The sequence below is a fragment of the Campylobacter lari genome, assembly GCF_001017575.1.
Classification (GTDB): Bacteria; Campylobacterota; Campylobacteria; order Campylobacterales; family Campylobacteraceae; genus Campylobacter_D; species Campylobacter_D lari_C.
Map to the genome: position 1 here is coordinate 894092 of NZ_CP011372.1, position 12753 is coordinate 906844.

The 12753-nt window shown below is 30.3% G+C and carries 9 protein-coding genes; 3 read left to right on the forward strand and 6 right to left on the reverse strand.

Going from position 1 to position 12753, the window contains the following annotated elements; genetic code table 11:
* Window positions 1-70: 70 nt before the first annotated feature.
* Both fbaA and CD56_RS04735 read right to left on the reverse strand, forming a co-directional pair.
* Window positions 71-1135: a class II fructose-bisphosphate aldolase gene (gene fbaA / locus CD56_RS04730; RefSeq protein ID WP_047208347.1), complete on the reverse strand. Its 1065-nt coding sequence runs from the start codon at window positions 1133-1135 to the stop codon at window positions 71-73.
* Complete coding sequence (locus CD56_RS04735) at window positions 1135-1950, reverse strand: peptidylprolyl isomerase (protein WP_047208348.1); 816 nt, start codon at window positions 1948-1950, stop codon at window positions 1135-1137. The genes fbaA and CD56_RS04735 overlap by 1 nt, the downstream gene beginning before the upstream one ends.
* A 79-nt stretch (window positions 1951-2029) precedes the next feature.
* Here CD56_RS04735 and nth point away from each other — a divergent pair, with 79 nt between their 5' ends.
* Window positions 2030-2656 carry an endonuclease III gene (nth, locus tag CD56_RS04740; RefSeq protein ID WP_047208349.1) on the forward strand — a complete coding sequence of 209 codons (627 nt, stop codon included), beginning with the start codon at window positions 2030-2032 and terminating at the stop codon, window positions 2654-2656.
* A 23-nt stretch (window positions 2657-2679) separates the two neighbouring features.
* Here the strand turns inward: nth and gltS are convergent, their stop codons facing one another.
* The 4 genes from gltS to CD56_RS04760 all read right to left on the reverse strand — a co-directional run bounded on the left by gltS (window position 2680) and on the right by CD56_RS04760 (window position 8407).
* On the reverse strand, window positions 2680-3888 hold the full coding sequence (gltS, locus tag CD56_RS04745) for a sodium/glutamate symporter (RefSeq protein ID WP_039641630.1): 1209 nt from the start codon (window positions 3886-3888) through the stop codon (window positions 2680-2682).
* 115 nt (window positions 3889-4003) lie between these two features.
* Entirely contained in the window at window positions 4004-5344 is a 1341-nt protein-coding gene (locus CD56_RS04750; RefSeq protein WP_047208350.1) for a TolC family protein, read from the reverse strand.
* Between the two features lies 1 nt (window position 5345).
* A complete protein-coding gene (locus tag CD56_RS04755; RefSeq protein WP_047208351.1) occupies window positions 5346-7277 on the reverse strand; it encodes an ABC transporter permease in 1932 nt (643 codons plus the stop codon).
* On the reverse strand, window positions 7274-8407 hold the full coding sequence (locus tag CD56_RS04760; RefSeq protein ID WP_039628398.1) for an efflux RND transporter periplasmic adaptor subunit: 1134 nt from the start codon (window positions 8405-8407) through the stop codon (window positions 7274-7276). The genes CD56_RS04755 and CD56_RS04760 overlap by 4 nt, the downstream gene beginning before the upstream one ends.
* A 127-nt stretch (window positions 8408-8534) precedes the next feature.
* On the opposite strand from CD56_RS04760, the gene CD56_RS04765 reads away from it, so the two are divergent.
* Window positions 8535-9143, forward strand: a complete 609-nt coding sequence (locus tag CD56_RS04765; protein ID WP_047208352.1) for an NAD(P)H-dependent oxidoreductase — start codon at window positions 8535-8537, stop codon at window positions 9141-9143.
* Between the two features lie 69 nt (window positions 9144-9212).
* The gene (locus CD56_RS04770) at window positions 9213-12725 is read left to right on the forward strand and encodes an acyl-[ACP]--phospholipid O-acyltransferase (protein ID WP_047208353.1); all 3513 of its coding nucleotides are present in this window, start codon (window positions 9213-9215) and stop codon (window positions 12723-12725) included.
* Window positions 12726-12753 lie beyond the last annotated feature (28 nt).

Consider the following 12753-nt stretch of genomic DNA (forward strand, 5'->3'; position numbering starts at 1 on the left):
AAACCTTTGTTAATTTTACTCTAAAAATTGAAAATCTTCACAGGAAAATCAACTAAGAGTTATAAAACTCTTAGTTTCTATCGATACAATTTAAATCGCTAAAAGCACACTCTAAGCGTTTGATCATACTTTCTTCGCCCGCTCTAAGCCATACTCTTGGATCGTAGTATTTTTTATTTGGCTTATCATCGCCCTCGGGATTGCCAATTTGCCCTTGTAAATAAGCTTTATTTTTAAACTCATACTCTCTAACACCATCCCAAAAAGCCCATTGAGTATCTGTGTCTATATTCATCTTAATCACGCCATAGCTAAGCGCTGCTTTGATATCTTCTATATCACTTCCACTACCGCCATGAAAGACAAAATTGATCGGTTTTTCTTCACTTAAGCCAAATTTTTCTTTTACATAATTTTGAGAATTTTTAAGAATTTCAGGTCTTAAAATTACATTGCCTGGTTTATACACTCCATGCACATTACCAAAACTTGCCGCGATCGAAAACCTATCACTAATCTTAGAAAGTCTTTCATAAGCTAAAGCTACATCTTCAGGCTGAGTGTATAATTTTGCATTATCGATGTTGGTATTATCCACTCCATCTTCTTCTCCACCTGTACACCCTAACTCAAGCTCCAAAGAAATCCCAAGCTCAGACATTTGTTTTAGATAATTTTCGCAAGTGCTTAGATTACTTTCTAAATCCTCTTCACTTAAGTCAATCATATGAGAGCTAAACAAAGGCTTACCTGTTTCTTTTTTAAACTCAATATTTGCTTCAATCAAAGCATCAATCCAAGGAAGTAATTTTCTAGCAGCATGATCTGTATGTAAAATCACAGGCACGCCATAAGCTTTTGCCATTAAATGCACATGTCTTGCACCACTTATTGCACCAAGTACATCAGCTTTTGGACAAGCTTTTCCCGCTACAAATTTAGCTCCACCATTTGAAAATTGAATAATCACAGGCGAATTAACTTTTTTAGCGCTTTCTAAAACCGCATTGATAGAATTTGTCCCTACGACATTCACCGCAGGGATAGCAAATCCTTCTTTTTTTGCATGATTATATACGATATTTAGATCATCACCACTTAAAACACCTGGTTTAACAAGATCTAATACACCCATTATTTGTATTCCACTTTTGCTTTTTGAAGAAGTTCTTGAGCTTTTTTATTCATAAGTTCTTTAAATTCTTCCATTTTAATATTGCTTTCAATACCTGCTTTTACTTCATTATAGCTCATAGTACTTTTTGCTCTAGCATCTTCTTTTAAGATAACATGATATCCAAAATCACTCTTTATAGGTGTTTTAGAAATAGTACCTTTTTTCATAGAAAAAGCTGCATCAGCAAATGGTTTTACCATAGTTGATTCAGCAAACCAACCAAGATCACCACCTTGAGCTGAAGAACCTTTGTCGATTGATTTTTCTTTTGCAAGTTGAGCAAATTTATCATTTAAAGCTTTTCCACTTAGCTTACTAAGCTCGGCAATAATATCTTTAGCTTCTTTTTCGCTAGTTACCAAAATATGCTTAGCTTTTACCTGAGCTGGTTTGGTGAATTTATCTTTATTTGCTTCATAGAATTTTTTAGCTTTAGCATCGTTATTTTTAATTGAATCAAAAATTTTCTTTTGATAGATATTTACTAAAATAGCTTCTTTAGCACGCTCTAATTCTTCTTTATATGAAGGATCGTTTTCTATTTTTTGAGCTTTAGCATCTTTTAATACAAGTTGTTGAACGATATATTGATCAATAATTGCTTTTTTTTGCTCAGCTGGTAAATCAGTGATTTTAGCACCTCTTAGCATAGGAGCAAAAAACTCATTCACTTCTGTATCGCTGATATTGTTTCCATCAAGGGTTGCAACCACCGCAGCATTTAAACTCAAACCTGTTAATAAAGCCGCAGCAACTAAAGAAATTTTTTTCATTGTTTTTCCTTTTGAAATAGTTTTGTTGATTTTATTATATCTAAACTTTATTTAAAGCCGATTAACATACAATAAGTTTATGAAAAGAAATTTAGAAATTAAAAAATTATTTTTAGAGCATTTTGGACAAGCAAAAACAGAATTAGTTTTTAGTAATGCTTATGAACTTATAGTTTGTGTTATGCTTTCAGCTCAATGTACTGATAAAAGGGTTAATCTCATCACACCGGCTTTATTTGAAGCTTATCCTAGTGTGCAAGATTTGGCTAAGGCAAACTTATCATCTTTGAAGCTTTTGATCAATTCTTGCTCATTTTACAATAATAAAGCACAAAATTTAATCAAAATGGCTCAAGCAGTTTGCGAGCAATTTAATGGTGAAATCCCTATGAATGAGCAAGATTTAAAAACTCTAGCAGGAGTAGGACAAAAAACTGCACATGTAGTGATGATAGAATGGTGTGGGACTAATTGCATGGCTGTAGATACTCATGTATTTAGAGTTTCACACAGACTTAATCTTAGCAAAGCCAAAACACCTGAAGAAACTGAAAAAGACTTAACTAAAATTTTTAAAGATAATCTAAACTATCTTCATCAAGCTATGGTGCTTTTTGGACGTTATACATGCAAGGCTAAAAATCCTTTATGTAAAGAGTGTTTTTTAAATCATTTATGTAAGAGTAAAGATAAAAAGTTAATCTAGCACTAAATTAGTGCTAGATGATTTTAATGAAAGAATGGTAGATATAAGAAAGCATTAATCACTAAGGCATTTACTATATCTATGAAAAACGCACCTACTAAAGGCACAATAATAAATGCCATATGACTCATGCCATAGTGATTTGTTACAGTTTGCATATTTACCATAGCTGTTGGAGTAGCACCTAAACCAAAACCACAATGACCTGCTGCTAAAACCGCTGCATCATAGTCTTTTCCACATACCCTAAAGGTTACAAATATAGCAAAAGCAGCCATCATAGCAACTTGCACTACTAAAATTACCAACATCGGTAGAGCAAGGGTAACTAGATCCCAAAGATTAATAGTCATTAACGCTAAAGCCAAGAATAAAGACAAGCTTACATTACCTAAAACTGATACTTCTCTATCAAACACATGGTGAATTTTTGTAGCTGATAAAACATTTCTTAAAACAACACCCACAAAAAGACAATACACAAAAGTTGGTAAAGTAAAACCTGTATTTGTTTTAATATAAGTAGATAAAGCACTACCTATTAATAAACACAAAGCAATCAATGCTAAAGACTCTATAAAAGAAGAAGGGGTGATCAATCTTTCTTTTTCTGGAGATTGGAAATTTAAAATTGCATCTTTATCATCATTTTGTTTTGGAACCACTAATTTATGCTTATTAACCAAATATCTTGCAACAGGACCACCTATGATACCACCTGAAATAAGTCCAAAAGTCGCACAAGCAATAGCAACAGTAGTTGCACTAGAATACAAATAAGGCTCTTTAATAAATTCAGCCGCCCAAGCTGCACCTGTACCATGACCACCACTCATTGTAACAGAACCTGCTATAAGCCCCATAAGTGGATTTTGTCCCATGGCAGTTGCTACACCTATACCAACTATATTTTGCGCAAATAGTAAAGCTACAACTACAACTAAAAAAACTGCTAATTTTCTACCACCTTTTTTTAATGAAGCAAAATCAGCTAACAAACCAATACTTGAAAAGAATGCAAGCATTAACGGATCTTTCATAGATTCATCAAATTTAATGTCTAGTGAAAAAGAACTATGTAAGATTAAAAGAATAATCGCAGCTATTCCACCACCAACAACTGGCTCAGGGATATTATAATCACGAAGAAATTTTACCCTTTTAATGACAAAAACGCCCAAAAGCAGTACTATAACCATAGTAACTAGCGTTGCATAAAAATCAAATTTCATACCTCTCCTTTGTTTGATTTACTTATCAATTGTAATCTAAATGACTTTAAAAACAACGCAAATAAACACTACTCTTTACTAAAATATTACAAAATGAAACATTTTTAAGTCTATTTTACTCTGAAATCAATACTATATTATGATATAAATTAACATTTTTAAGCAAAGATAGTTTCGCTCTACTAAGTTCTTGAAGTGAATTAATAAGCAAAGCATCCGCATCAAGATAATCTTTTAGCTCATTACGCCCTAATTCATATTTTTCAAAATATAATTGTGTAATTTTTGCTTGATTAGTATTAATGTCTTTTACCAAATTTAACAAATCATTGTAGTATTTATCGTTCTCATAACAAAGTTTAAACTCATGAATGGCTCTTTGCAATGCATCTTTATACTCATATAAGCGTGCTTGGTATGCAAATTCAGAAATTTTTACATTTTGTCTTACTCTATAAAAGTCCAAAAATGGTAAGTCAATAACAACATTTCCACCTAAGATTAAAAATTTAAAACTCTCATCAAAATTTTTATCACTCCCATCTAAATTTCCTAATATTTTTATACTAGGTAAAATGCTTTTTTGCACACTTGCATAATCCTTATAAGAAGCCATAAGTTGATTTAGTTTTGCTTGAACTTGTGGTTTATAAGCAAGCATTTTTAACTCTATATCAAAATTAATTTTTTGCAATGAAAAATCTTCAAGTGTATAATTTAGCATTTTATTAATCAAACGCTCATCATCTTTACCTAGTAAATCTTTTATATTTTTAAGTGTTAAGTCTTTATTTTGCAAATTTGTGATGATATTTTGTTTAGTATTTAATAAAGACTTTTTGATATTTAAAAGATCAATATACTCAACCTTGCCATAATCAAATTTAGTAGTATAAATTTCTAGCATTTGCTCAAGATTTTTTAAATGATTGTTTAGCAAGTGATCTACATCGTTAAAATAAATCAATTCAAAAATACTATTAATTGCTAAATTAATCGTATCAAGCTCCAAAGAGCGCAACTCATATTCACTTGCTTTTGCTAAAAATTCAGAACTAGCAACTTGATCTGAAATTTTGCCATATATATCAAGCTCATAATTTAACATAATACCATTTGAAAAGCTATGCATTTCTGTGTCATTGTTTAAATTTTTTCTTATATTTGCACCTAAATTTCCACTCAAAGCAGGATAAAGATCTAAATTTAAAAGCTTATATCTAGCTAAAGTGCTTAAAAAATTAACTCTTGCTATATTTAGATCTTTGTTATTGTCAATAATAGCTTTTAAGATATTGTTTAAATCTTGATTATTATATTTTTCCCACCAAGCCTTACTTGCATTAAAATCTTCAAAATATTCTTTTTTTATTTGCTCTTGAGACACTTGCTCTAATTTTACTCCTACACAAGCATTTAAAAAAAAGGCTATAAAAAATAATAAAAATATTCTCATCTCATTCCTTTGATAAAGCACTAATAGGATTTAAATTTGCTGCATTTTTTGCTGGGAAAAATCCAAAAACCACTCCGATTAAAACCGAACTTAAAAGCCCTAAAAATACCGAATTCAATGAAAGTATCATCGTAAAACCAAAATTTAAAGAATTAAATACTTCAATGATAATAAAAGAAAGCATTACTCCAAAAATAGCCCCTAAAGAACAAATCAACACAGCTTCGATTAAAAACTGCATCAAAATATCTTCTTTTCTAGCTCCAATAGCCATTCTAACTCCAATTTCCCTTGTACGCTCACTTACTGAAACAAGCATGATATTCATCACACCAATACCACCTACTATTAAAGACACTACCGCAATAGAAGAAATAAGTAAAGTCAAAGTAGCAGTATTTTCCTCAATAGCATTTTTAATTGCATCAGAATTTATAGTGAAAAAATCTTTTTTTCCGCGTTTAATCTCTAAAATTTTTACCATAGCCTCTTCAGCTAAAGCAGGATTTATCTCATCTTTTACCTTAGTTACTATAGCTCTTATTTGCTTATCCCCTGTGATTTTATTCATCAAAGTAGAATAAGGAGTATAAATTTTAATAGTATTTTCATCTGGTTTAAAGTCTTTATTATCTCTTTCTTTTTTCAAAACACCGACTATAGTTAAAGGTTGCTTGTTAAAGATAATACTTTTACCTAAAATATTTTTAGCACCATCATTATCAAATAAAAATCTCAGAGCATTTTCATCAACTATACAAATATTAGTATTATCTTTTATATCTTCATTATTAATAAACCTACCATCTACCATTACAAAACCTCTAAGTCTTAGATGATTTGGCCCTACTCCATGAATTCTAGCTTGCAAAGAATTATTCTTATAAGTTACTACCCCTACTTTACCCATATCTGCTTCTACTGCTTCTAAATAAGGCAAAGAACTTAAGGTTTTTAAATCACTTAAATTTAACCTTGTTCTACCTGATCGAATATCCCCCAAACCACGCCCTGAAACAACTTCTATGGTATTAGTTCCAATAGAGCTAATAGAAGCAAGTATATTTTGTTGAGCTCCAAGTCCTAAAGCAACCACGCAAACTACTGAAGCTATGCCTATGATAATACCAAGCATAGTAAGCAAAGAACGTAGTTTGTGTGCTACAATGGAAGCTATGGACATTTTTAAACTTTCAAAAAGCTGATTTTTAAGCAAATTAAAGCTTTTTTTCTCTTTTGGCATTAACTTAGCTTTTATTTCATCTGCTTTTTTTGCACCATTATCGCTTATAATCTTACCATCTTTAATTTCTATAACTCTTTTTGCTCTAGCAGCTATTTCCCTATCATGAGTGACTAAAACTACGGTGTGTCCTTGCTCATTTAGTTTATTTAAAATTTCTAAAACTATCTTACCGCTTTTAGAATCAAGCGCACCCGTTGGCTCATCTGCTAAAATAAGCTCACCACCATTCATCAAAGCTCTTGCTATGGAAACTCTTTGCTGTTGTCCCCCGCTTAGCTCATTTGGCTTTGATAATTCTTTATGATCAAGCTCTAAAAAAGAAAGTAATTCTTTAGCCTTTTGCGATCTTTCTTGTTTGTTTTTGCCTGCATAAACAGCAGGCAAGGCTACATTATCTTTAGCATTTAAAAGACTAAGTAAATTATATCTTTGGAATATAAAACCTATTTTTTCACGTCTAATCCTTGCTTTTTCATCTTTACTTAAATTAGTTACTTCATATGCATCTAAAAAATATTTTCCACTACTTGGTTCATCAAGTGTTCCTATAATATTTAAAAGAGAGGTTTTTCCACTACCTGATTGCCCTATAATGGCTACAAATTCTCCCTTTTGAATATAAAGATTAATATTTTCTAAAATAGTTGTATTATTAATCTTTTTTTGTATATTTTCTAAGCGTATCATTTTTTATTTTTACCTATGATAACTAAATCACCCTCATTAATACCATCTAAAATTTGAGTATTTAAACTATCTTTAATACCTAATTTAATAGGTGTTTTCACACTTATATTATTTGCTTTTAAAATTTCTACATAATAACCACTTGCATCACTTTTTATAGCCAAAGTTGGTATAACTAAGGTATTATTTTCTGTTTTAATAGCAATTTCATTTTCTGTACTCATACCTATGCGTAAAAAATTATTATCATTTTTTACAAAAACCCTTGCATAATAATACACAGCACTAGCGCTAGTACTTGAGTTTGAGTTTAAATTTGTATTGCTTGTTGCATCACTTATGGTAGTATTTGCTGGATCTATACTTGAAATAATTGCTTCGTATTTTTTATCAGGCTCATTTAAAATACTAAATTTAACCTTTTTTCCAACACTAATTTTATTAATATCAGCTTCAGCTATTTGCATACGAATTTCCATTTCACTTAAATCAGCCAAACGCACTATACTTGGTGTATTTTGGTTTGCATTTACAGTTTGACCTTCTTCAACTGCTACATTAATAATCTCACCCTTACTAGGTGCAGTTATAGTAGTGTAAGCTAAATCTTTTTGAGCATTTTTTAAAGAAATTTCAAGTTGAGTAGTTTGAGCTTTTAAATCAGCCACATTTGCCCTTAGAGCATAAAAAGTATTTTTAAGATTTTCAAGATTTTCTAAGGAAGTAGCCTTTTTAGCATAAAGCTTTTGTTCTCTTTGGTATTGTTTAGTAGCTATATCAAGAGCGATTTTTTTACTTTCTAAATTTGCCTTTGCACTTTCAAGCTGAGCTTTGGTAATATCTAAATCATTTTGTTGCTTATCTTTATCAATTTGTGCGATTAAATCACCCTCATTAACATGATCACCTAATTTTACATAAAGTTTAGTAATTTGCCCACTAACTTGCGCACCAACATCAACTTGTGTTTTTGCATAAACTTCGCCTATTGCTTCTATACTTTGAGTAATATCTTGTTTTTTAACTTCATAAGTTAGATAATTATATTCTTCCTTATTTGCAAAAAAGAAAAAATACACCCCTATAATGAGTATAATCAAAAATATGCTTAAATAAATTATTTTTTTCATTTTAATCCTTTAAAAATCATATAATAAAACATTTGTATGAAGTAAAAATAAAATTGTAACAATAAAATATAATTTTAACAATTTTAAAGCTTATAAGATATAAGATAAATCAAAAAAAGGAAAAATAATGCAAGATTATTTAAATTTAATGCAAAATCGCTCTTCTATTAGAGCTTACACCCAAGAAAAAATTTCTAAAGAGAATTTAGAATATATCTTAGAATGTGCTAGATTATCTCCTAGCTCCTTAGGACTTGAACCTTGGAAATTCTTAGTTTTTCAAAAAGATGAACATAAAAAAGAAATTGCTAAAATAGCTAATAATCAAAGCCATGTAGCAAATTGTGCTGTTATTATAGTTGTAATTTCAAGGGCTGATTTTAAAGATTATTTTGAAGAAAAACTAAAAAAAAGAGGTTTAAACCAAGAAGAATTAAACAAACGCTTGCAAACTTATAAGCCGTTTTTAGATGCAATGAATTTAGAACAAAGTTTTATTTATGCTAAAGAACAAAGCTATCTTGCTATTGCAAATATTATCAATGCTGCTTATAGTTTAAATTTAGGCTCATGTATTATCGGTGGCTTTGATAAAGATAAAATCAATCAATATTTAAATTTAGACACCACTAAACAAAGAGTTTCTATGCTCATTACTTTAGGACATACCCAAGAAAATACTAGCGTAGAAAAAGCTCGTTTTGCATTTGATGAAGTGGTAGAATTTAAAGATTAATCAAATATCAAAACTCCATTTAAATTTTATATAATAAAATAATATTTTTAAAATAAAATGGAGTTTTAAATGCAAGGAAATTTCTTAAAGATTTTTGGCGTATTGCCATTTTTAGCAGTAGCTTTTATTAACGCTTTTGTGGATTTAGGACACAAGATCATCATACAAAATACCATTTATAAATTTTATGAAGATAGCACTCAACTTTTTCTGACTGCTATTGTTAATGCTTTGATGCTTTTACCTTTTATCCTTATGCTTTCACCTTCTGGATTTTTAGCAGATAAATTTCCTAAAAATAAAATCATGAAAATATCTGCATTATTTTCAGTAATATTAACTTGTATTATTTGTTTGTGTTATTATCTTGGAGCATTTTGGCTTGCTTTTGTAATGACTTTTATCATGGGAGTACAATCTGCCTTATACTCTCCTGCAAAATATGGTTTTATAAAAGAATTAGTAGGAAAAGAGCTTTTAGCTATGGGAAATGGAGCTGTAAACGCAGTAAGTATTGTGGCTATTTTAGCGGGTATGGCAGTATTTTCTCTAAGCTTTGAAATGCTTTTTAATCCAAATTTTAACACTCCTTCAGATATTTTAATACAAATTGCACCTTTGGGTTTTGTATTAATAGCTTTTGCTTTATTAGAACTTTTTTTAGCTTATAAACTTCCTTGTTTAAAAGAAGAAGATAAAAGTTTAAGTTTTGATAAAAAACAATATTTCCAAGGAAAGCTTTTAGCCTCTAATTTAAAAACAATATTTTCTCATAAAATCATTTGGCTTTGCATTGTAGGAATTTCACTTTTTTGGGCCATATCACAACTTTACTTAGTAAGTTTTCCTGTATATGCAAAAAATGATCTTTTCATAGAAAATACCTTTTATGTACAATGCTCTTTAGCTTTTTCTGGTATAGGAGTGATCATAGGATCGCTTATTAGTGGTAAATTCTCTAAAAATTACATTGAATTAGGTCTTATACCACTAGGTGCTTTAGGGATTTTTCTAATGAGTATTTTAATGCCATTTTTAGAAAACTTACTAAGCTATAGTGTGGTGTTTTTTATTTTTGGTTTAAGCGGGGCATTTTTTATCATACCTTTAAATTCTCTCATACAATTTCATTCAAAAGAAAATGAACTAGGAAAAGTCTTAGCAGGAAATAATTTCATACAAAATATTTTTATGTTAGGCTTTTTGGCACTAGCTACTTTTGCTGCATATGCTGAATTTGAAGTGATAAATTTATTTTATTTTATCATCGCTGTAGCATTTTTTGGAAGCATTTATGTACTAAGTAAACTACCTTTTTCTTTAGTGCGTTTATTAATGAGTATAGCGTTTTTTCAACGCTATCGTTTATTAGTAGAAGGTTTTGAGAATATTCCTGAAAAAGGTGGAGCGTTATTACTTGGTAATCATATATCTTTTATAGATTGGGCTATTGTGCAAATGGCTATACCAAGAAAAATTTATTTTGTTATGGAAAAAAGCATTTATTCTAAGTGGTATATTAAAATTTTTCTTGATAAATTTGGAGTTATTCCTGTTTCAAGTGCTTCTAGCAAATCAAGCTTAGAGCTTATTGCTATGCATATTAAAAACGGAAATTTAGTTTGCCTTTTCCCAGAAGGAGTACTTTCACGCCATGGGCAGCTTAATGAATTTAAAGGTGGATTTGAGCTAGTTTGCTCAAAATTAGAAGAACAAGATGGAGTGATTTTGCCTTTTTATATTAGAGGACTTTGGGGAAGTGCTTTTTCAAGAAGTGATGAAGAATTTTCAGCAAGAAACCGCAAAATAAGCAAAAGAAAAATCGCCATTGCTTTTGGAAAAAGCTTGCCAATACACACTAAAAAAGAAGTGGTTAAAACAAAAGTTTTTGAACTTTCTTTTATTGCTTGGAAATCTCAATGTGAAAGTATGCATACTATAGCTAGAGCTTGGATAGATAGCGCTAAAAGAAATTTAAGTCAAATAGCTATTGTTGATCCTTTAATAGGTGGTATTACCTATAGAAAAATGCTTGCTTTAAGTTTAGTTTTTAGCTCTTTCATAAAAAATAGATCATATGAGCTAAATATACAACCTACCCAAGGAAGCTATGCTCCAAAAGAAGAATGCGTTGGAATTTTACTCCCAGCTTCTATGGCTAGCTCTCTTTGTAATCTAGCTGTATTGCTTGCAAATAAAATCGTAGTAAATTTAAACTTCACAGCAGGTGCAAAAGCGATTAATCAAGCCATTCAAAGTTCTCAAATTCAACAAATTTATACTTCTAGAAAATTTATGGAAAAATTAGAAAATAAAGGTATAAAACTAGAATTTGAAGAGCATGTTAGAATCATTTTTATGGAAGATATTATTACAAGCTTTAAAAAACAAAAACTCAAAATCTTTTCTATGCTTGCTTTAGTAAGTATTTTACCTACTTGTTTAATAAAAGCATTATTTGCACCTAACAAACAAAACCTTGCCATAGCTGCTATATTATTTAGTAGTGGTAGCGAGGGAACACCTAAAGGAGTAATGCTAAATAATCGCAATATTTTAAGCAATATAGCTCAAATTTCAGATGTATTATGTGCAAAAAATGAAGATGTTGTCTTATCTTCTTTACCGCCTTTTCATGCTTTTGGATTAACTGTAACTACTTTTATGCCTTTATTAGAAGGGATTAAAAGCATAACACATGCTGATCCAACTGATGCGCTAGGTGTAGCAAAAGCTATAGTAAAAAATAATGTTAGCATTATGTGTGCTACTTCAACTTTTCTAGGTATTTATGCAAGAAATAAAAAACTTGATGCGATTATGTTTGAAAGCTTAAGGATTATCGTCTCAGGTGCTGAAAAACTCAAAAGTGAAGTAAGAAGCGCCTTTGAAATGAAATTTAAAAAACCTATTTTTGAAGGTTATGGAGCTACTGAAACCACTCCGGTTGCAAGTGTGAATTTACCAAATAAATTTGATCCTGATTATTGGATTTTACATCGTGCAAATAAAGAAGGTAGCGTAGGTATGCCTTTACCAGGAAGTGCTATACGCATAGTAGATCCATCTACTTATGAAAGTTTAAATCATGGAGAAGATGGATTAATACTCATTGGTGGTCATCAGGTTATGGTAGGTTATTTAAACAATAAAGAAAAAACCGATGAAGTTATCAAAGAAATCGATGGTATACGTTGGTATAATACCGGCGATAAAGGTCATGTAGATGAGGATGGCTTTTTATATATAGTAGATCGTTATTCTCGTTTTGCAAAAATTGGTGGAGAAATGATATCTTTAGGAGCTTTAGAAGAAGAAATTGCTAAATTTATCAATACAGATATAGTAAAATTTTGCGCAGTTGCGCTAGATGATGATAAAAAAGGTGAAATGGTATGCTTATTAGTAGAATGTCAAGAGCAAGACTTTGATGGAATTTGCGAAGCGATTAAAAACTCTACTATGCCTGCTATTTTTAAACCAAGTAAATATTTTAAAGTAGAACAAATTCCACTTTTAGGCTCTGGTAAAGTAGATTTAAAAGGCGCTAAAGATTTAGCTAAAATCTTACAAGAAAATTAATTCCCAAAGTAATTTTACTTTGGGAAAT

Bases quoted from the DNA above. Each gene is read 5' to 3' on its own strand.
- CD56_RS04770 (WP_047208353.1), top strand. From the start codon at position 9,213: ATGCAAGGAAATTTCTTAAAGATTTTTGGCGTATTGCCATTTTTAGCA.
- nth (WP_047208349.1), top strand. From the start codon at position 2,030: ATGAAAAGAAATTTAGAAATTAAAAAATTATTTTTAGAGCATTTTGGA.
- CD56_RS04765 (WP_047208352.1), top strand. From the start codon at position 8,535: ATGCAAGATTATTTAAATTTAATGCAAAATCGCTCTTCTATTAGAGCT.
- CD56_RS04760 (WP_039628398.1), bottom strand. From the start codon at position 8,407: ATGAAAAAAATAATTTATTTAAGCATATTTTTGATTATACTCATTATA.
- CD56_RS04735 (WP_047208348.1), bottom strand. From the start codon at position 1,950: ATGAAAAAAATTTCTTTAGTTGCTGCGGCTTTATTAACAGGTTTGAGT.
- CD56_RS04755 (WP_047208351.1), bottom strand. From the start codon at position 7,277: ATGATACGCTTAGAAAATATACAAAAAAAGATTAATAATACAACTATT.
- fbaA (WP_047208347.1), bottom strand. From the start codon at position 1,135: ATGGGTGTATTAGATCTTGTTAAACCAGGTGTTTTAAGTGGTGATGAT.
- CD56_RS04750 (WP_047208350.1), bottom strand. From the start codon at position 5,344: ATGAGAATATTTTTATTATTTTTTATAGCCTTTTTTTTAAATGCTTGT.
- gltS (WP_039641630.1), bottom strand. From the start codon at position 3,888: ATGAAATTTGATTTTTATGCAACGCTAGTTACTATGGTTATAGTACTG.